General features: G+C 41.3%; 18 protein-coding genes and 2 pseudogenes. 3 read left to right on the top strand and 17 right to left on the bottom strand.

The window, feature by feature from the left end; genetic code table 11:
* The 5 genes from D8790_RS09900 to D8790_RS09920 all read right to left on the bottom strand — a co-directional run.
* Positions 1 to 5,777, bottom strand: a 5,777-nt coding sequence (locus D8790_RS09900; protein WP_125388466.1) for a mucin-binding protein, incomplete at its 3' end; no start/stop codon positions are given.
* Positions 5,778 to 6,162: 385 nt separating this feature from the next.
* Entirely contained in the window at positions 6,163 to 6,801 is a 639-nt protein-coding gene (trmB, locus tag D8790_RS09905) for a tRNA (guanosine(46)-N7)-methyltransferase TrmB (protein ID WP_125388467.1), read from the bottom strand.
* Entirely contained in the window at positions 6,798 to 7,592 is a 795-nt protein-coding gene (gene ccrZ / locus D8790_RS09910) for a cell cycle regulator CcrZ (RefSeq protein ID WP_125388468.1), read from the bottom strand. Before ccrZ ends, trmB begins: the two co-directional genes overlap by 4 nt.
* 50 nt (positions 7,593 to 7,642) lie before the next feature.
* A complete protein-coding gene (locus D8790_RS09915; RefSeq protein WP_125388469.1) occupies positions 7,643 to 8,689 on the bottom strand; it encodes an ABC transporter permease in 1,047 nt (348 codons plus the stop codon).
* Positions 8,686 to 9,417: an ABC transporter ATP-binding protein gene (locus D8790_RS09920; protein WP_125373823.1), complete on the bottom strand. Its 732-nt coding sequence runs from the start codon at positions 9,415 to 9,417 to the stop codon at positions 8,686 to 8,688. The genes D8790_RS09915 and D8790_RS09920 overlap by 4 nt, the downstream gene beginning before the upstream one ends.
* 75 nt (positions 9,418 to 9,492) lie before the next feature.
* Here D8790_RS09920 and D8790_RS09925 point away from each other — a divergent pair, with 75 nt between their 5' ends.
* Both D8790_RS09925 and D8790_RS09930 read left to right on the top strand, forming a co-directional pair.
* Positions 9,493 to 9,903, top strand: coding sequence for an HIT family protein (locus D8790_RS09925; RefSeq protein ID WP_061909968.1), 411 nt, complete (start codon positions 9,493 to 9,495; stop codon positions 9,901 to 9,903).
* A 9-nt stretch (positions 9,904 to 9,912) separates the two neighbouring features.
* Positions 9,913 to 10,188, top strand: a complete 276-nt coding sequence (locus D8790_RS09930) for a hypothetical protein (protein ID WP_125388470.1) — start codon at positions 9,913 to 9,915, stop codon at positions 10,186 to 10,188.
* Positions 10,189 to 10,247: 59 nt separating this feature from the next.
* Here the strand turns inward: D8790_RS09930 and D8790_RS09935 are convergent.
* The 4 genes and pseudogenes from D8790_RS09935 to D8790_RS09950 form a co-directional block, all read right to left on the bottom strand.
* Positions 10,248 to 10,587: pseudogene (locus D8790_RS09935) on the bottom strand (transposase); the annotation flags it as partial.
* A gap of 483 nt (positions 10,588 to 11,070) precedes the next feature.
* Complete coding sequence (gene trxA / locus D8790_RS09940; RefSeq protein ID WP_045498501.1) at positions 11,071 to 11,385, bottom strand: thioredoxin; 315 nt, start codon at positions 11,383 to 11,385, stop codon at positions 11,071 to 11,073.
* A gap of 89 nt (positions 11,386 to 11,474) precedes the next feature.
* Positions 11,475 to 11,882 carry an SRPBCC family protein gene (locus D8790_RS09945; RefSeq protein ID WP_125388471.1) on the bottom strand — a complete coding sequence of 136 codons (408 nt, stop codon included), beginning with the start codon at positions 11,880 to 11,882 and terminating at the stop codon, positions 11,475 to 11,477.
* Between the two features lie 99 nt (positions 11,883 to 11,981).
* Positions 11,982 to 12,727: pseudogene (locus D8790_RS09950) on the bottom strand (LysR family transcriptional regulator).
* Between the two features lie 108 nt (positions 12,728 to 12,835).
* Between D8790_RS09950 and D8790_RS09955 the strand changes: the two are divergent.
* Positions 12,836 to 13,354 carry a DUF4865 family protein gene (locus D8790_RS09955; RefSeq protein ID WP_003074627.1) on the top strand — a complete coding sequence of 173 codons (519 nt, stop codon included), beginning with the start codon at positions 12,836 to 12,838 and terminating at the stop codon, positions 13,352 to 13,354.
* A 296-nt stretch (positions 13,355 to 13,650) separates the two neighbouring features.
* On the opposite strand, the gene trxA (D8790_RS09965) is transcribed toward D8790_RS09955, so the two are convergent.
* From trxA (D8790_RS09965) to D8790_RS10000, 8 genes are all read right to left on the bottom strand, one after another.
* On the bottom strand, positions 13,651 to 13,965 hold the full coding sequence (gene trxA / locus D8790_RS09965) for a thioredoxin (RefSeq protein WP_008808279.1): 315 nt from the start codon (positions 13,963 to 13,965) through the stop codon (positions 13,651 to 13,653).
* Positions 13,966 to 14,058: 93 nt separating this feature from the next.
* Positions 14,059 to 16,392, bottom strand: a complete 2,334-nt coding sequence (locus D8790_RS09970; RefSeq protein ID WP_125388480.1) for an endonuclease MutS2 — start codon at positions 16,390 to 16,392, stop codon at positions 14,059 to 14,061.
* Positions 16,393 to 16,461: 69 nt separating this feature from the next.
* On the bottom strand, positions 16,462 to 17,013 hold the full coding sequence (locus D8790_RS09975) for a CvpA family protein (protein WP_125388472.1): 552 nt from the start codon (positions 17,011 to 17,013) through the stop codon (positions 16,462 to 16,464).
* Positions 17,013 to 17,315 carry a hypothetical protein gene (locus tag D8790_RS09980; RefSeq protein WP_005591116.1) on the bottom strand — a complete coding sequence of 101 codons (303 nt, stop codon included), beginning with the start codon at positions 17,313 to 17,315 and terminating at the stop codon, positions 17,013 to 17,015. The genes D8790_RS09975 and D8790_RS09980 overlap by 1 nt, the downstream gene beginning before the upstream one ends.
* 75 nt (positions 17,316 to 17,390) lie before the next feature.
* Entirely contained in the window at positions 17,391 to 17,801 is a 411-nt protein-coding gene (locus D8790_RS09985) for a GNAT family N-acetyltransferase (RefSeq protein WP_045498482.1), read from the bottom strand.
* A 220-nt stretch (positions 17,802 to 18,021) separates the two neighbouring features.
* The gene (locus tag D8790_RS09990) at positions 18,022 to 18,807 is read right to left on the bottom strand and encodes an ABC transporter permease (RefSeq protein WP_125388473.1); all 786 of its coding nucleotides are present in this window, start codon (positions 18,805 to 18,807) and stop codon (positions 18,022 to 18,024) included.
* 1 nt (position 18,808) lies between these two features.
* The gene (locus D8790_RS09995; RefSeq protein ID WP_125388474.1) at positions 18,809 to 19,627 is read right to left on the bottom strand and encodes an ABC transporter permease; all 819 of its coding nucleotides are present in this window, start codon (positions 19,625 to 19,627) and stop codon (positions 18,809 to 18,811) included.
* A gap of 1 nt (position 19,628) precedes the next feature.
* Positions 19,629 to 20,621, bottom strand: a complete 993-nt coding sequence (locus D8790_RS10000; RefSeq protein WP_125388475.1) for an ABC transporter ATP-binding protein — start codon at positions 20,619 to 20,621, stop codon at positions 19,629 to 19,631.
* Positions 20,622 to 20,976: the final 355 nt, after the last annotated feature.

Genomic DNA, 20,976 nt, shown 5'->3' on the forward strand with positions numbered 1-20,976 from the left:
TCACCTGTACGTGTGAANGCTGCTTCTTGTGTTACTGGAGCTTTCAGAGCTGGACGACCTGCTGTTTGACCATCTGCGTATTGATACTTGATGGTACGTGTAACCTTCTTGTTGAGTTCTGCTGGATCCTTGATTGCTTCTTTACCATGACGAAGAGTAACCACAAATTGTTGGTCCTTCTTATCATCGTTATCGAAGGTCTTAGGTCCCTTGAACTCATCGTTCACCACTTCGTAACCCTTGTCTGTCAATTCTTTCAGACGAGCTGCGTAGTTAGTTGTACCGATTGGCTCACCTGACTTACCGCTTTCAACTACCTTACCAACTTCCTTGTTGTTATCATCTTGGTCTACGAATGTGATAATCGCTTTTTGACCATCTTTAACGTAATTGATTGGTGTATCCTGAGTTGGATCGTTTGGAATTGGTGGTGGGTTGTAACCCTTGCTTGGATCGCTCGGATCTTTCGGTGTCAATGGTGTTGTACCATCTGGACCTACTGGTGTAGTGCCTGGTACATGTGGTACCACTGGAAGATCTGTTCCCGGCTTAGTTGGGTTATTTGGATCGTTTGGATATGGAAGATTTGGTACTTTTGGAAGTCCGTCTGGTACATTTGGTACGTATGAACCAAGTTTCTTGTATTGTACAACTTCTTCACTATCCTTATCATCAGGAGTCACTGTCTTCGCTGCTACATTAGCCTTNTCTGCCACAAATCCAGTNACNACTGGTGTAGCTTCTTGNGCCAATTCTTTCGTAGCTGGTGTCCATGNANNGNAAGTCTTCTTGTCAGTTACACGNTCGCGCTCACCTGTACGTGTGAAGGCTGCTTCTTGTGTTACNGGAGCTTTCAGAGCTGGACGNCCTGCTGTTTGACCATCTGCGTATTGATACTTGATGGTACGTGTAACCTTCTTGTTGAGTTCTGCTGGATCCTTGATTGCTTCTTTACCATGACGAAGAGTAACCACAAATTGTTGGTCCTTCTTATCATCGTTATCGAAGGTCTTAGGTCCTGCAAACTCATCGTTCACAACTTCATAGCCCTTGTCTGTCAATTCTTTCAGACGTGTTGCGTAGTTAGTTGTTCCGATTGGCTCACCTGACTTACCGCTTTCAACTACCTTACCAACTTCCTTGTTGTTATCATCTTGGTCTACGAATGTGATAATCGCTTTTTGACCATCTTTAACATAATTGATTGGTGTATCCTGAGTTGGATCACTTGGAATTGGTGGTGGGTTGTAACCCTTGCTTGGATCGCTCGGATCTTTCGGTGTCAATGGTGTTGTACCATCTGGGCCTACTGGTGTAGTACCTGGTACACTTGGAATCACTGGAAGGTCAGTGCCTGGTTTCGTTGGATCTGTTGGATCATTTGGATATGGAAGGTTTGGTACTTTTGGAAGTCCGTCTGGTACATTTGGTACGTATGAACCGAGCTTCTTGTATTGTACAACTTCTTCGCTGTTAGCATCGCCAGCTTTCACTGTCTTCGCTGCTACATTAGCCTTATCTGCCACGAATCCAGTTACTACTGGCGTAGCTTCTTGTGCCAATTCTTTCGTAGCTGGTGTCCATGCAGTGAAGGTTTTTTCACCAGTTACAGCATTTATTTTACCAGTACGTGTGAAGGTTGCTTCTTGAGTAACAGGAGCTTTCAGAGCTGGACGACCCGCTGTTTGACCATCTGCGTATTGATACTTGATGGTACGTGTAACCTTGCTGTTCAAATCAGCTGGATTCGTATTGTCATCCAAGCGTGGGGTTACAACAACTGTCCAAGTTTGGTCTTTTGTCTTATCGTTATCAAACTTCTGACCATTTGGTTGAGTGAAACCATCACTTACAAGAGTGTAACCAGCTTGTTTCAATTGTTCGATACGAGATGCTGTTGAGTAAGCTACTGTCTCACCTGACTTACCAGCCACAGAATCTGTGTAAAGAGTCTTAGCTTCAACACCATTCTTACCATCTGTTACGTACTTGATAGAACCACGTTGCTCATCCAAGTTATACTTGACAACTTCTACTGGATTTTCAGAAGTAGGGTCAACAGTCACACCTGGAACTTTTGGTTTGTCTGGACTGTAGCCTGTGATCGCTGGAGATGTCACTTCTGGAAGGTTAGCATTTGGTTTATCCCAAGCACCAGGAGTTTTCTCACCTGTCACCTTGTTAACAGAAACTGGACGAGTAAACGTTACTGGTTGAGTAACTGTTGGAGGAAGCGTAGGGCGACCTTCTGTTACACCATCACCATATTGATATTGAATAGTCCGAGTAACATTTTTCGTTTCTTGTGTTGTTTCAATAACTGGAGTAACGACAACTTTCCAAACTTGGTCTTTTGTCTTATCGTTATCAAACTTCTGACCATTTGGTTGAGTGAAGCCATCACTTACAAGTTTGTAACCTGCTTGTTGAAGTTGAGTGATACGGTTAGCAGTTGAATAAACAACATCTTCCCCTGATTTACCTGTAACACCGTCTGTATAAAGAGTCTTAGCTGGAACACCGTTTTGTCCATCTGTTACATACTCAATGATACCACGTTGATCATCTTGGCTGTAGCTTACTACTTCATCTTCGTTAGGAGATGTAGGAGTAACAGTTGCAGCTGGAACACTTGGTTTGTCTGGAGTGAAGCCAGTAACTGCTGGAGAATCAACTTTTGGAAGTTCTTCACTTGGCTTGTTCCATTGTCCAGGAGTTTCAACACCTGTCACCTTGTTTACAGAAACTGGGCGAGTAAATGTTGTTGTTTGAGTAACTGGACGAGGAAGTGCTGGACGACCTGCTGTCACTCCATCCTTGTATTGGTAACGAACGTTACGAGTAACATCTTTCGTTTCTTGTTTTGTCTCAATACGTGGAGTAAGGACAACTTCCCACTTCTGATCTACATTGTTATCACTGTCAAATCTTTGACCGCCAGCTTTAGTAAAGCCGTCGCTAACAAGATCATAACCCAACTGTTTAAATTCGTTAATTTTCGCAGTTGTTGTGTAGTTGACAGGTGTATTTGAGTTACCAGTTACGTTATCTGTGTGAAGGGTCTTAGCTGGAACACCATTTTTACCATCTGTACGGTAAACGATATTCCCCTTTTGAGTTGCAGCTGAATAGCTTACAATTTCACGCCAACTTGGATCTGTTGGAGCAACAGAGGCTGAATTTACACGTGGTTTGTTTGGTGTAAAGCCTGCTACTTCTGGGCTATCAACCGCAGCAACATTTTGACGGCTAGGTGTCCAATTACCGTATGTTTTCTGACCAGTTACTGGATCTTCTGATACTTGACGAGTAAATTGAACTGTTTGTTCAACCGGTTGCGGAAGTGCTGGACGATTTCTAGTCACACCATCTTCATATTCGTAAGCGATTGTACGAGTAACGTCTTTTGTTTCTGTTGTTACTTTTGGATTATTCTTACGGTATGAAACAATTTCACGCCAGCTTGGATCTGTTGGTGAAACAGTAGCTGAATTTACACGAGTTTTATTTGGTGTAAAGCCTTGAATCGCTGGTGTATCAACCGCATCTACAGTTCGAGTGCTCGGAGTCCAGTTGCCGTATGTCTTCTTACCAGTTCTTGCATCTTCTGACACTTGTCGTGTGAATCGTACATTTTGTTGTACTTCACGTGGAAGGGCTGGACGACCTGAAGTCACACCATCTTCATATTCGTAAACAATTGTACGAGTAACATCTTTGGTTTCAGTTGTTACTTTTGGAGCATTCTTGTCGTAGTAAACCGTTACATCACTTGGAGTAGAATTTGGATTTACTGTAACTCCTGGAACAGTCGCTGTATCTGGAGTATATCCTGGGACATCTAGAGAATCTACAGGTGCAAAATTCTTAGATGCAGGACTCCATGGACCTGGTCTACCACCTGTCACAGTCCGAGTGAACTCAGCTGTTTGAGTATAAGCTGGCGGAAGTGTCGGTCCTGTCACACCTGGTCTATATTTATAATAAATAGTACGAGAGACTGTCTTCTTTTCTGTCTTCGTATCAGTTGCACCTCTACGGTAAACGTAGGTTACTGTACCGTTGGTACCCCAGTCAGCCAGAGTTCCTGAAGGTGGCAAGCTACCTCTCTTCATTCCAATGAAACCATAGCCAGGAATCGTCTTCTGTTCAGTGGTATAAGGCTTAGCCTTGAAGGCACCTTGTGGATAAGTTACTGAGCCTTCAGCGATTTCTCGACCTTGCTCATCTTCATAACGTACGTCAACAGAGGCACTTTGATAGAAGTCGAAGCGTTTGATTTGGAACTGTTGCAAGTTCTTGTAGTTACCAGTCGTCGCCGTAACCACCATGGACATCAGTTGTTCTGGAGTAGAAACTTTCTTCTTCCATTGCTTAATCCCAAGATTACTTTCGTAAGAGACAGTTAATTCCTTGGTTACACCGTCATACTGGATAGCAAATCTGTGGAAACGACCATCCAAGTCACTTGAGTCTAGACGTTGAGCACTACCAGCATCTGTCTCAGCCCACCAGCGGTCATACTCACCACCAGTGAAGATACCTCCACCACGAACTTTTTTATGAGTAGTATTTACCCAGGCACCGAATTGTCCCAGACGAGGGTCTTCCGCCCAACCATATTGGAATGAGTCCGTATTGCTAGTATCAAAACGGTTCCCTTTCGGTGGTGTGTGGACGTTCCAGAAAGTATCCAGCTTGAAACCATTCGCGTTACGCAAACCACCAATACCAAGGTTACCACCATCGGCACCTAGGTCTGTTGTATTCCCTGTATGGAAGGCAAAACCAATACCATCGGCACCATAGCGTTCCTGAGTCTTATCACCAAGGTTAACTCCACCAGTCAGCTTGAAGCTTTGGTTCATATTGATCTTACTCTTCAGACTGAAGTTACCTGTCTTAGAGGTTTCATCTGGAGTAAGGGTCACGATACCATCGTATGAATTATAGGTAGCTGAACCATTCAATCTGAAGTAGTCAAGGAAGTTTTCTTTTGTTACAGTTGTCTTCCCTGTTTGTGGGTCAAACGAACGGAAGCCACTTTCTCCTGATTTACGGAAATCAGCGTAACCTTTATTTACTTCGCTTTGAGCAGCTGCTAATGTTGAATTAGCTTCGCTTTTGGCTACTGCATTTGCTGCTTGGCTAGCTGTTGCCAAACTAGCTGCTTGGCTAGCTGCCTTTTCAACTGATACCTTAGCAGGTTCTACAGCAGCAGTTGATTCTGTAGCTGCTTCAGATGAAACCGCAGTTGACTCTGCAGTAGCTGAAGTAGCTGGGCTCACTCGAGCATCAGACTGAGTTGCAGCGGTTGATTGGCTAGTCGCTACTGAAGCTTTAGACACTTGTGAAGTAGCTTCCTTCAAAGCCGCTTCACTTTTTGAAGTAACTTCTGATTTAACAGTTTTTTCTTCTACTTTGCTTGATAGGTCTTCAGCAGAGGTAGAAGATGCTGTAGATGCTGCACTTGAAACTGCGTTGCTTTCAGCGACAGTTGCTACGGTAGAATTCTTTTCTATGGCCGACTCGGAGTCAGAATCATTCGCTCCCGAATCTTCTCCTGAATCTGGCACAGAGGTCGTTTTCTCCGTAGAGGTGCTTGAAGAATCCGTCTTAGCTAACGTATCGGCTGAAACGACATTCCCCCCAAAGAACATGAAAGCTGCGACTGCTACAGAAGCTACGCCCACATTAAACTTACGGACTGAGTATCGAAGTCGTTTCTCAGCGCTCGCACGGTTTAATCTGCGTCTCGCATTTTTATCCATGAACATCTCTCCTTTTTAAAATATAGTTCAACCACCTATTACTCAACACCTTAACGCCTGAGCAGCAAAGTATTTTATAACATATGATTGGTGGTTTTAATGTCAAAGTTTAGACATTAAACCATACTAATAATTATACCGCTTTTTTCCTATTATATCAAGGATTTCGCTGTCTAATTTTTTTCTGTAACAAAAGTGTAATATCATATTATAGGGATAGCCAAAAGCTTTAGCGACGCCGTTTCAAGAGAATGAAAATAACAAAAAATGATCTTGATAATTTGATGATCAAAACAAAATAAAAGAGCCCCTGCAGGGCTCTATCCAACAAAAGTCAGTCATAAAATCCGACACTTAAGATAGAAAACCTGTTTAGGACTCTCTTTATTTTTTATTGAAACTCTGCTTCGACTCGGTAAATAACCTGACCCTTGCTAGAGAATTTTTGTTCATATTCAGTTAGGACATTGCCTTCAAAGTCACTGGCATGAAGATCCAGCCAAACACCTTTGAGAACCATGCCATACTGCGAAAAGCTGACCAGGCTGTACTCAAACAAGCCTCGGTTATCCGTCTTGAAGTGGATTTCACCTTTTTCTGGCAAAATTTGCTTGAAGGTATCCAAAAAAGACTTATAGGTCAAGCGACGTTTTTCATGCCGTTTCTTAGGCCATGGATCAGAGAAATTCAAGTAAAGTCGGTCAATTTCTCCGTCCTCAAAATAGTTGGTCAATTCCGAACCATCCACCCAAAGCAGCTTAATATTGGGTACATCAGCTTCTAAAACCTTATCCAAGGCGTAACTAAGGACAGACTTCTGAATGTCAATCCCGATGTAATTGATGTTTGGATTAGCCTTAGCCATCCCCGTGATGAAAGCTCCTTTACCACTCCCAACTTCAACATGAATCGGATGGTCGTTTCCAAAAATTTCTCGCCACTTTCCCTTGGCATCAACTGGATTTAGAACCATATAGTGGGGATTAGCCTCTAATAACTCTGTCGCTCCCTTACGATTTCTTACTCTCATCTTACCTTTCCATACTTAGAACGGAAGTTGCGTAAGGCGTAAATCTCCCGGTTCACATTTTCTAAATCATTATTTTCGTAATATTTAGCAATCTGCATCAGATAAGAGTATTGACCAAACCAATACAGTTTTTTGATAACCTTGTCATTGTACTTATAACCGTAGTAGGTCAACCACTCCTGCCAATTGGTATCTGGGATATAGTGGCTCAATATATGAGCAACATCCAACATCCTGTCCGTCAAGCGAACCGAATCCCAATCCACCAAATAAATCAAGCCACTGTCCGTCTGAAACCAGTTGCTATGGCGCACATCACCGTGGACAATCGTCGCATAGTCCTCACGAAAAACAGGTACCGTTTGCCGCAAATCCCGAATAATAGATTGCAGGTACTGATTGTTCCTCAAAACGACCGGCGCTTGATTGAGCCAGCTATTGATTAGATCGATCGGCGTTTCCAAAATATAACCCAATTTAGCCAACTGAGTCATCAGAGGCCGCGACCGATGCAAACGCGTTAAAATATTGATCACTTGCTTTTTAGACATATCATTAGGTGTTAAAATGGCACCTGAAAGCCATTCTTGCCCGCTCATGACATTGCCATCTGGCAAGCGTCGACTCCACAGAAGTTGCGGAGCAATTTGTTCTCTGGCTAAGCCTGCCAGAATCGGGGTCGTATTCATCTTGACGAAAACTCGCCCCCCGTCTGGATAAGTTCCCATATAGGCCTTTCCGCTCTTACCAGCTATTGGTGTCAGGGCTAGCTCGTTATCAACCAAGACCATGATTCCCCTCCTTAAAAAGTTTCCTCACTATTTTACTAATTTTCATTCTTTTAGTCAACCAATCTTTTTAGTTTATATGGCAAATAGACTAGATACAAAAAGATTGCCGCTCCAAGCATTGCTAACACTGCTATCTTATCTTGGAAAAAGAGCACTGCCACTAGCGTTTCAAACAGCAAAACACTATGTCCAATCCCTGTAATAACCTGTCTTGCACCCTTGATTTTAGACTTGCTATCCAGCGGGAAAAGCTTAGTTAAATACTGATAATCAAGAGCTTCATACAAAGCCAATAACTGAAAAAGCAAAAGATAGTTGAAGAGAACAACAAAACCTGCAGCAATCCAAGGCTGACTGACGAAGACAATCGTCAAAAGGGCTAAAAGTAGGAGACGCAAGGTCAGAGGGAATAAATCGCCATTGCGCAGATAGGAGCGTAAAAACATATTTTGCCAAGCCTTGGCATGGATCTTAGGCAAAAGTCTCGTCAGCCCGTCCAAGTAAGCTCTTCTTTTGACACTATTGGAAATGCCCTTTACATTTGTAAAGAGGGCGAAGAAACGCAGAACTTTCTGCTTGCGCCCTTCCTCAGCTGCAATTGCAAACTGCCAATCGAGACGGTCAGACAAGAAAAAGCGACGTCCCTTGAACTGGAAGACAAGCCATTTTAGCAATAACATAAGGAGACAGTACAGTCCAAAGCCCCAGATTGGCAAACCTAGAGCCAAAAACAGCGGTGCTAATAAGAGCAGCAACAAGGTTTGAAGCAGGCCAAAGAGAATATACGAACGCTGGATTTGTCCCTTGACAAACTCAATGATCGCCTGCTCCTGCGCCAGCAAAAAGAGCATATCTGGCTTCTCCAGATAGGTTGCGATATGTCCAAAAGGAAGAATGAGTATAGAAAACAAGACTAATCCTACTATTATCGGCCAAGACTGACTAGGGAAATTCCGCAGCAATTGATTGTACTGAACCGCCAGAAATCCGAGAAAAATCAATAAAAACAAGACAAAGTGATCATTGAGAACATAGCGCAGATACTTCAGACAGCGCTGACGGAAATCCTGTTTGCGTTTAGCAAATACTTCTTTCATAGCGCAGCCTCTTCCGTCAAGGCCAGATAGATGTCATTGAGACTAGCTTCCGACATCTGAAATTGCTGCCGCAACTCAGCCAGATTGCCCTTAGCGCGCACCTGCCCTTTATGCAAAATCACAAAGCTATCGCACATCTTCTCAGCCGAATCCAGAACGTGGGTACTCATGAGAATGGACTTGCCTTTTTTCTTTTCCTCATCCAAGAGCTGGATAAGATCTGCAATAGCTACAGGATCCAGCCCCAAAAAGGGCTCATCCACGATAAAAAGACTAGGATCCACCACGAAAGCACAGATAATCATGACTTTCTGCTTCATCCCCTTAGAAAAATGCACTGGAAACCAGTCCAACTTATCCTTGAGTCGGAAGATAGTTAAGAGGCGCTCCACGCGCTCAAAAGCGACATCCTGCTCGATATCGTAAGCCATGGCCACCGTTTCAATATGCTCACGCAGGGTCAGCTCTTCGTAGAGACTCGGTGTCTCTGGGATAAAACCAATCTTCTTACGGTAGGCACTAGGATTTTCTCGCAGCTGCAAACCATCAATCCGAATTTCTCCCTTGTAAGGCGTCAATAAACCGATAATTTCATTGATGGTGGTGGATTTACCAGCACCATTGAGACCAATCAGCCCAACCAGCTGACCATCGCCCACTTCAAAGTTAATATCTTTCAAAACAGGAATATTAATATAGCCTCCTGTAAGGCCTTTGATTTCTAACATATTTTCTCCAAATTCTGGTATAATGTTCTTATATTTTAAATTATAACAAAAATCTAGCAAATAGAGGTATCATTTATGGCTGATTGTATTTTTTGTAAGATTATCGCAGGGGAAATTCCATCTTCTAAAGTTTATGAAGATGACCGGATAGTAGCCTTTCTAGACATTTCTCAGGTCACTCCAGGCCATACTTTGGTCGTTCCCAAGCAGCATTTCAGAAATCTTTTGGAAATGGATGCAGACAGTGCTAGTCAGCTCTTCGCTCGTGTCCCAGACATCGCCCGCAAGGTCATGAAAGCGACAGGCGCCAAAGGCATGAACATTCTTAACAACAACGAGGAAATCGCCGGCCAGACTGTCTTTCATACCCATGTCCACCTAGCTCCTCGCTATGAAGAGACAGACGGTTTACAAATCAGCTTTGAAACCCACGAACCAGATTTCCCAGCCTTAGCTCAATTGGCTGAAAAGATTGCGCAAGCTTAAGGAGGAACTATGAAATTTTCAAATCTTATGCTGTTCACAGGTGCTGCCTGGACCAGCTACCGATTGGTCAAAAACCGGAAGGCAATTAGCCAAGAAGTCGTCGAAACATCCGATATCTTGGATAAAATTCAAGATAATTTAGCTAACATCCAGCACAATCTTGCCATTATCCAAGAACAGCGAGACAATATCAAGGAAATGGCTCAGGACTTGACTTATAAATACAAGGTTTTTGAGAAACAAGCCCAAGCTCAAATCTCGCAAATACAGGATATCTGGCAATAGAAAATTTTCTCATAACAAGAAAATTGTACCAATCTCAAAAGGTTAGACAATAATTTAATAAAGGACTTAGTTCTGCATCGCACAGGGCTGAGTCCTTTCAATTTGACTTCAACTCGTTTGTTGTTGTGGTAATCAATGTAGTTCACAATAGCTTGTTCCAATTGATTAAGTGACTGAAACATCTTCTCATAACCATAAAACATTTCCGACTTCAAAATGCCAAAAAAGACTCCATCATGCCATTATCTAGACTATTCCCCTTATGTGATATAGAGGGCTGAATTCCCTTCTTCTCCAAAAATTGATGATAAGAGACGTGTTGATATTATCAGACTTGGTCTCTGTAAATGCTTCCTCCAACATAGTTTTTACTTGTTCCAAGTTCGGTGAGCGAGTAATTTCGACAATCTTTAGAAGAATATCAAAAGAAAACTCAATTAGCAATTCTTGGATAATTTCCGTTTTTCTTCTCTCTTTTCCTCCTTCAATTGAAATTTTATAAACTTTTTAGAACAGCATCCTTCGCTCTTAGGCATTCATTTTCTGCTTGAAGAGCTTTTAGTTATGTCTCATCTCCTCTCAGATTTTCTTTGGCTTACGACCCATTATAACTGGGCCACAGGTATCTTCAACCAAGTCATATATAGCCAAATCAATCCTTGATTCTACTTGTCAAAGGAAGTAATCTTTTGGGGCAATTCGTCTATCGTATAGAAACTATAATTAGAGACGATTATAATCTGGTTTTTCTTTGTGAAACATGGAAAACACCTCGCAACTCTTCTTATATTTTTTATGTAACTTTACACAAAGAAAAGCTCTTAGAAACTGGTGTTCTAAGAGCTTTGTCTTCAATCTAAATCGAAGCCTAAAGCTTCTTTCTTAGCTTAACTCTGCCAAAATAGCCTTCAGTTGCTCCTTCGTATGAACACCGGCTACTTGCTTCACGACTTGACCGTCTTTCTTGAACAGAAGAGTCGGAATGGACATAATGCCAAATTCACGGGCAGTATTTGGATTTTCATCCACATCCATTTTAAGGATTTTCAATTCGTCTTCATGAACTTCCCCTGCTAACTGCTCCAAGATAGGAGCCTGCATGCGGCACGGACCGCACCAAGTTGCCCAAAAATCAATCAGAACCAGTCCGTCTTTTGTCTCTTCAGCGAATGTTGCGTCTGTAACTGCTGCTACCATAAATTTTCTCCTTTGAATAGCTTACTTTTGATATTATTGTACACTAAATTTAGAAAAATAAAAAAATTCTCTAGCAAAGTAGAGAATTCTTATTTTTCCAAACAATTTTTTAAAATAAAAATAGATTGAGGGACATCTGAGAAAACTTGGATTAAAAATTCCAAATGTTGCTGATCTATGCTATCTAAAGCTACGGTGTGCTTGACATTTACAGTGCCATCATTATTCTCAATGATCTGATGACCAAAAAGGATATCTCCAAACGGGGTCGCTGTTTTATCCCAAAATTCTTCAAAGGGTTTGACAAGTGTCAGTTGATATTCCATTGGGGGCATTCCTTCGAGTTCCATCATCCCACAAGAACCTGTCTTAAATCCACCATTTAATGTAATATTTTTTAAATCTTCTTCCCAGTCATACCACTTTTCAATATTTTCATAGTAGGCCCATACATCTTCTTTTGATGCTTTTATGGTTAAACTAAAACTAAATTCCATTATAAAATCTCCTTTATGATATGTATACTTATTATAAGTATATTTATGAATTTTGTCAAATGGTTTTCCACTCTAGCATTAGCATTTCTTCTAAATGAGCTACCTGCTTTGGTTCTGATTTTCATACTGATAAAATGGGATAAGAACGATGTCTTGGTCGTATGGCTTGATATTCGCTCTCTTATTTAGCCATTTAGGCAATAGTGCAATTCCTTTCCCGTTTTCAACTAAGCTGATAATGTTCTCAAAAGAATCAATTTCTACAACTGATTTTAAATGAGCAAACTTCATTAAGCTTTGTTTTCTAAAAGGGCAATTTTTATCTTTATTAACGAATATAGGCATTTCCTCAGTAGCCTTTATATTGCTCGAACAAGCATAAACTGACTCGATATGCCCGATAGTCTCATCATAATGCTTTAAATTTTCAATTTTTTGAAAGCAAAAAATTTTATCAAAGTCTTCCTGATGAGCAATGGTGGGTATATCCGAAGTTTTTTGGATATTAATTTCGCTTTTATCCAAATCAATTGTTTGCGAATTATTAATATCGTGATTGAATAATAATTCTGAAATTAAGATGGATATTTTCGAGGTTTCACATTCTTTTTTAATTTCTCTAAATTGTTAGAAGTTTCCTTACAAAATTGATAAAATAAGTCTCCACTTTTTGTCGGAACTAAACCATTATATTTTCTGTAAAATAATTTCGTATCTAATTCAGTTTCAAGCACTTTCAATCTAGCGCTGAGATTAGATTGCGCATATTGTAAGATCTTTGAACTTTTGTTTATTGATCTTGTCTCATAGATCGTCACAAAAATGCTCATATCATTAAAATTCATTTAAAACACCCTATCACTTTTTATGATAATTATATCATTTTTAAGTATTATTCAACATGATATAAATTATTTATACTATCAATAGGTCATTAGAAAAGGGGTACTACAATGCAAGCAATGCAATATACTATAAAATTACCAGCAGATTATGATATGGATATCATTAGACAACGTGTCCGAAATACAGGTCATTTGATGGATGGATTCGACGATTTGTTTTTCAAAGTTTATTTAATCTCTGAAAAATCTGAAGGCCAATTATTTAACAGTTACTGTCCGCTATATATTTGGAAAAATACCAACGGAATGACAAAATTCATATTTGATGGTTACTTTGATCATATTTTAAATTCGTTTGGCTGGCAAAATATTGAAATCGGAATAACTTCATCAGTCGAAATATCTGATCATTTTGACTCAAGTAAATATGCTACATTAGAAGTCATTGATATAGAAGCATCTGAAAGTTTAAAATCCTTTACCATTCACGAGCAAATGCAAAACAACGAAAGTGGCAAAGCCGTTATTTTCAATCCTGATAAATGGAAAAAATGTATTTTTACTTTTTATACCAATAAACCCGACACACAACTACCAACATTTGAAATTTTGCACATTTCACAATAAGTGCTTATGATAAGTTATAGGGAAACGCCTGAGCAAACACTTCTTCAATGCTATTTTGCACACTATGAGAGTGTACTTGCTCTTCTGTATACATCAGCTAAATGAAAGAGAGTGGGACAGAAATCGGTAATTCGTTAGAATTCGATTTCGCCGTCCCACCTCCGCACAGTTGAGTAGGGCTGTAAAAGCTGATGAAATCAGCGTAGTAGAGCCCACTCAACCACTGCGTCTTGCTCGACAATCCAAAGACAATTGAGAGGCTAGGACTTTTGTCCCAGCCTCTTTTAGCTATGATATTAACTCAATTCAGCGATAATAGCCTTGAGCTGGTCTTTGGTGTGAACACCTGCGACTTGCTTAACGACTTGACCATCTTTCTTGAACAGAAGGGTCGGAATGGACATAATGCCAAATTCACGGGCAGTATTTGGATTTTCATCCACATCCATCTTAAGGATTTTCAATTCGTCTTCATGAACTTCCTCTGCCAACTGCTCCAAGATAGGCGCCTGCATGCGGCAGGGACCGCACCAAGTTGCCCAAAAATCAATCAGAACCAGTCCGTCTTTTGTCTCTTCAGCAAATGTTGCATCTGTAACTGCTGCTACCATAAATCTTCTCCTTTGAATAGCTTACTTTTGATAATATTGTACACCAAACACAGAGTAAAAGAAAATATTTGCTACGGAGTGTCCGATGCTTCCCTACTTAAAGATTACAATCGTCGCGCCACTGCCACCAGCATTTTGCGGGGCATAGCCGAAGGACTTGACCTGCTTGTTACGACGGAGATATTTGGTTACTCCTTCACGGATGACACCCGTTCCGATACCGTGGATAATATCCACCTGAGCCATGTTATTGAGGAGTGCTTGATCGATAAAGTCATCAAGCTCTTCCATGGCCTCTTCATAGCGTTTGCCACGCAGATCCAGTCTGGCTTTAGGTCCAGCAGTATTGGCCCGCTTGACCACATTGACCTGCTTGCGCTTAGGCTGCTGCTCCTTTTCAGCCTTGAGAAGATTAAATTCCTGCTCTTCTAGAGTCATCTTGATAAGGCCGACCTGAGCTTCCCAGCGGCCGTCCTTGAGCTGCTTGACCAAGGTTCCCCGCTGACCATAGCTGGTGACTAGGATATCATCTCCCACCTTGGGCGCCCGATTTTTCTTGACCTGTTTGAGTACCTTATTCTTTGATAAATCAACTGTTTCTGGTGCCAACTTTTTGAGTTGAGCCTTGGCTTCAATAACCTCATGCGGTTTGAGACTGGACTTGTCATGGAGATTTTTGAGAATGCTCTCACTCTCTGACAAAGCCAAATCAACGATTTCCTGAGCTTCCAAGCGTGCCCTATTGAGCTCGGTTTCCTTTTCTCGGTTAAACTCATTATATAGCTTTTTGAGGGCTCGGTTAAATTTAAGATTTTCCTGCTCCACCTCGCGGATATTATCCAAGCGCTTGCGACTTTCCAGTGTTTGCTCCTCTAAGCGCTCAATGATCCGATTGACATCGCTGTCTGTGTTGGTCTGCTCTTGAGCATGGCCAACAATAACTTCCGACAAGCCCAAACGCCGAGCAATTTCAAAGGCATTGGAGCGACCAGGCACTCCCTGCATAAAGCGATAGGTCGGCCGCAAACTATCTGTATCAAATTCCATGCTGGCATTTTCCACCCAGTCCGTCTCAATCCCATAGGCTTTGAGCTCAGGATAGTGAGTCGTCGCCATGGTTTTAATCTGTCTTAGCCGCAAATCTTCCAAGATGGCAATAGCCAGAGCTGCACCCTCCTGCGGGTCAGTCCCAGCTCCCAGCTCATCCAGCAGAACCAGACTATCGCTATCAACCTGCTCTAAAATAGAGACGATATTGGTCATATGACTGGAGAAAGTCGACAAACTCTGTTCAATCGACTGCTCATCACCAATGTCTGCAAAAATCTGACTGAAAATCCCGACGCGACTCCCCTTGTCCGCCAGAATCGGCAGGCCTGACTGGGCCATAATCTGAGCCAGCCCCAAGGTCTTCAGCATGATGGTCTTACCACCCGTATTAGGCCCCGTAATGACAATTTCTGTCAAGTCCGGCCCGAAATGCAGGTCATTAGCCACTGCATTTTCAATCAGGGGATGGCGGACACTGAGCAGTTGGATGTCCTGCTCTTCCGACAGGTCTGGCACCACCGCTCCCGTACCCTGCATGAAGCGGACCTTGGCACGCACCAGATCTAGATGACCGATAATCCAAGCATTGTTGGCAATTTCAGCAGCATGAGGCCGTATCATATCCGACATAGCCTGCAAAATCCTCTGAATTTCATAGCGCTCGTCCGCCCGACTGCTAGCAATCTCTTCATTGAGATTGACCACCGCCCGCGGCTCAATGTAAACCGTACTTCCGCTGGCCGAAATATCGTGAACGACACCCGCAATACGGTTACGGTAGGTATTTTTCACAGGTAGTACATTACGGCCATTCCGACTGGCCACCACTTGGTCCGCCAGCATGTCTCCCTTAGTTTTGAGAATTTCTTGCAGAATATCTCGAACCTGGACTTCATTTTCTTGAATTTTTCGGCGGATACGACTCAACTCTTCACTAGCAAAACTTTCGAGAAAGCCCCCATCATTGATAGCTTGCAGGCTTCCCTGAATACTAGGAAACTCTACTAGATTGTTAAAAAGGCGATCCAAACGCTCCAATTGGACATTTTCCAGATCCTCGTAGAAAGATATCAGCTCATGCGTCACAGACAAGACCCGCTTGAGGGCTAAAAACTCCTCAATATTAAGGTCGCTATCCAGCTCTAGGCGCTTGGTCAAGCCCCTAATATCCTGAATGGCTCCCAAACTAAAGTGCGGATGTTGCACAAAAATCTGCCGCATATCGGACATTTCCAAAAAAGCAGCAGCAATTGATTCTTTTTTGCTGTTTGGCTGGAGCTGCTTCAACTCCAACTCTCCCAGCTCAGTCAGTAGATAGGGAGAAAAAAGCTCCTTAATTTTATCAAATTCCAAAGTTTCTAAAATTTTATGATTCATCATGTTCATTCTATTTCTATATGATTTAAACTGAAAAAGAAACTCAGCTACAGGGCAACTGAGTCTTAATTATCCGATAATTTTTGTGACCCAAAGGTCATGTAAAATGGATGAAGTTACAGGCGTGTGATTGATAATAAACCGAATCAGCAAACTCGAATTTAAGCGTTCTTGGATAAAGGACATGGGTACAGTAGCTAAAATAGTCAGTCCCATCTCGATGACAAAGAGTGAGATAAAGACTGCAATAGCCCCACTAACCATATTGAAAACTTTGGTATCCCACTTATTCGGATAGGGAATTAAATTTACAAAAATCCCAAAAAAGCGGCCTACTATATAAACAAGACTGAAAACAAGAAGATAAGCCAGCCCCGCATAAAAAACCTTATCCAAATGGAAAAGTTGGGAATTTGCAAAGAAATAAGTCGAGCTGCCTTTGACAGCGCTAGCATAGGGCACCCACAAGCTGATAGACTTAGCCAATCCCTGATATAGAGCTCCAGCCACCAGCATGGATACAATCGTCATAGCAGCATAATAACCCTGCAGAACAATCCCACGCGAGTAGCCAATATAAAAGCTCCAAGCTAATATTAGTAAAATAATAATCGCAAACACTATCTTTCCCCTGTATTAGCTGACTTTTCTCTTAATTCGCTAAGCATTTTGTGACGAAGACTTTCCAATTCTTTTTCCTTATCATCAAACTCAATCTCGCGACTGAGCTGGGTAGATAAACTATTAATCGCCAACAAAATAGCCAAGACTTCATCATCTGCCGCAGGCATCTGCTCTTTGATGGCCTTATATTTTTCCTTAGCAACTCGCTCCACTTCTTCCATGAAAAGATTATCGTGTTCTGTTGTTAAAGTTAAGGTTTTGCTTCCAAATGTAAACTTATATCTATTCAAATTTGCCATAAAATCACCTCATGATATTATACCAAAAATCGCTACATTTGTCAGGTAGAAATCTGCTATCTATCCTTGGATAAATTATAACTCTTTCGTATAATAATATCGCTCACCTGTATAAGGATATTCTTTTAATCTAAATACTTCCTCATAGCCATGCTTTTTATAAAAATCTGGCGCTTGGAAATGGAAGGTATCCACAAATGAATACTTACACTTCCTGTCACGAGCTTCCTCTTCCGCCCTTTGCAAAATATCCGATCCAAGCCCTTGCCCTCGTAACGCCTCACTCACATATAAATACTCAATTTCAAGCCAGTAGCCAAACGTTTCGGCTACCAGACCGCCCATTAAATTTCCATCCTCATCTTCGACAAAGATATTGAGGGGCTCACTTGTTGAAGCTTCCCGTTTAGAGCGATTATAAGCTCGAATTAAATTCCCAAGTTCCTGGACTCGTTCAGATTCTTTATTTTCCAATCTCAATTTCATTAGGCTCTCCTTCTTACTTATCAGACAAATCTTAAACCTATTCTACCATTTTAGCAAGATAAGTAGAATTTATTCATTCCAAAAATAAAAATTTGAAAGATAGATACCTTAAAATATATTAGAAAAGACAAGGCAGCAAACCTTGTCCTTATACTGTATCTAATTGATCTCTTATTCATAGACTTTCTGAATGAATATCACCCTTTATTTATACTCACTCTTACGAACCCGCACTTTCGTAGGCATCCAATCCCCTGTCCCAGAGTTTCAAAGAAATTGCAAAGAAGATAAGGGAAATCAGCATCAAACCACCGATATTAAAGAGCCCATCCTTGTCCTGCAAGAAATAGCTAGCTGGATAGTAGGCTGTAAAGGCGAAAGGCACGATAAAGCTAATCAACCAACGAAGAAGAGAATTGTAAATGGAAATCGGATACTTGGCAAAGTCATTAAACATATAAAAAATGTAAATCATGGCGCCTGACTGCTTGGTCCAAAAAGCGATACTGGCAGTCGCGATTTTCAAGGAAGTATAGATCAAGGTCGCAAAAGGAATGCAGACTAGAAAAATCAGGAATTTTGGAAGAGTCCAAGCAATACTAGTCATCGTTGTCCCTAGTAAAATGCCACCAACCAAAAGTTCGCCCAAGGCATCAATTTGAAAGGTCTCAACGAGTATATGAAAGAGAGGGTTGATAGGACGAGTCAGATACTTGTCAAATTCCCCTTTTCGTACTAGTCGTTGACCTAAAGCCCAGAGATTGTCAAAGAAGAGATGGTCCAATCCCTTGGGAATCAGAGAAAATCCATAGATAAAGGCAATCTCTTGAAAGGTCCAGCCTTCTAGCGAAGGAATATGTTGAAAGATGACATTGAGAAACAAGAGATTCAAGCCTTGGGTCAGGAAAACACCTAAAACACCAACCACAAAATCCACCTTGTATTCCATGATTTGCTTGATGTATTGTCTGATAAAAATCAGATGCATACGTTGATATTTTTTCATACTAACCTCCTTGAATGGTGATAAATGACTGGACTCTTTTCCAAATCAACTGAGACAAGCTCACCATCACTATGAGCCAGAAGAACTGTAGCAAAAGCGCTTGAAGAATCTGACTGGCATCGTATTTCCCAACAATGATCATAACTGGAGTATAAATCAAGGATGAAAAAGGCAAGAAGGACAGAATATCTGAAACAATCTTAGGGAAGAAAGCCAAGGGAATCAAACTCCCCGACATAAAGTTAATCAGAGAATTCTTGAGCAGATTAGAGCCCCATAGATTTTTAAAAACAAAGGCTGAAAACCCAAAGCAGATATTAAAGAAAAAATTGATCAGGTAGGCTAGGATTAAGCTAAAGAGATAAAGGATGGTTAATCCTAGCACTTCTACAACCCCTTGCCTAGATAAAATTTTCATCAATACGATGACACTTAAAAATGGCAGTCCAACAGAGATAAAAATCAACCACTTGGATCCAAGTTCCGTAAAGAGGTAAGAAGCTGCAAAATGCACTGGTCTCAACAAACGCATGATAATGGAACCATCCTTGACCTCCTCGCCAATCATAAAGGAAGAATCCGACCTAGTCAGAAGATTAGTCACAAAACTCATGATGATGTAGAGGGTGATATCTGCCATACTGAAACCCTGAATCAAAGACTCTTGCGAGGAATCAAAGACAGCCTTCCAGAGATAAAATTCCACAAAAGCACCCATGACATCGCCAATCCGATAAAGAAGAAAGTTGACTCGATAGGTAATCAACTCCTGAATCCCTGCATTGATAAAGGGTTTATAACGTCGCCACAATTTGACCATCTTAGAGCTCCTTTCGGTAGAAGCGACGAATAATATCCTCGATATCCGTATCCAACATCTTCAAATCACGAATCTCAAAATCAGACAGGGTTTGCTTGATAATATCAGCCGACTGGTAGCGCGAACTATCAAATTCAATATTGAGGCTATTTCCTTGTCTATCAATGGTCATATCAGGCAGGCCTTCATAGTGAGAAGCAAGATGACTTTGACCCGGCACCAGTTCAAAGGAAAGTGTCTTCATCTTGCCAAAGGTTTTCTTGAGCTGACTCACCGTTCCATCAAAAATCTCCTGCCCCTTATCAATCATGAAAATCCGATCACAGAGTTGCTCAATATCACTCAGGTCGTGAGTGGTCAAGAGAATGGTTGTTTCTTCCTCTTGATTGATCTGAGTAATGGCCCGACGAATATTATCCTTGACCGAAACGTCCAAACCAATAGTCGGCTCATCTAAAAAGAGAACCTTAGGATTGTGGAGCAAGGAAGCCGCAATATCCGCCCGCATTCGTTGACCAAGTGAAAGAGTCCGCACGGGGTCTTTGATAAAGTCCTTCAAATCCAAGACTTCATTTAGAAAGTCCATGCGCTTATGGAAAAGTGAGTCTGGCACATCATAAATCTCCTTTAAGACCGTATAGGTCTCTTGCAGAGCCAAATCCCACCATAGCTGGGTTCGTTGTCCGAAAACCACTCCAATATCCTTGACATAATCCTGGCGATTATCCTGCGGAATCTTGCCGTTAATCCGACAAAAACCAGATGTCGGTTTCAAAATCCCTGTCAACATTTTGATGGTTGTCGACTTCCCAGCACCATTAGCCCCGATAAAGCCTAAAATTTGTCCTTTTGGAACCTCAAAGGTTAAATCCTTGACCGCTTCAAAGGTCTGCTTTTCGGGATGAATAAAGGAGCGCAAAGCCCCTTTTAATCCCGGTCCCTTGACAGTCTTCACAAAATTTTTCTGAAGATGTTCCACCTCTATCATTGCCATACGTTTCTCCCTTTAGAAAGTCTTCGGTAACTCGTTTCACAATGTTTAATTTAGCACAAAATAAAGAAAAAAGCAAAAAATCAGACGATCTAGCATAACATAAGAAATTATAAATAACCCAAAAATAAAAACTGGTAAAAAAAGACAAGATCCGAAAACCTTGTCTTTATTACTATACCGGCGGCCGGGGTCGAACCGGCACGTCCTTGCGGACACTGGATTTTGAGTTCAATTCCTACATTTTTTAAAACTTAAATCCTTGATTTAACAATGTTTTAATGCTTTTAAATTTTATAAAATAGACTCTTTTTTCAAATTTCAGTAACTTTTAGGTAACTGAAGAGAAGCCTCAATT

This window comes from Streptococcus cristatus, assembly GCF_003943535.1.
Taxonomy (GTDB): Bacteria; Bacillota; Bacilli; order Lactobacillales; family Streptococcaceae; genus Streptococcus; species Streptococcus cristatus_L.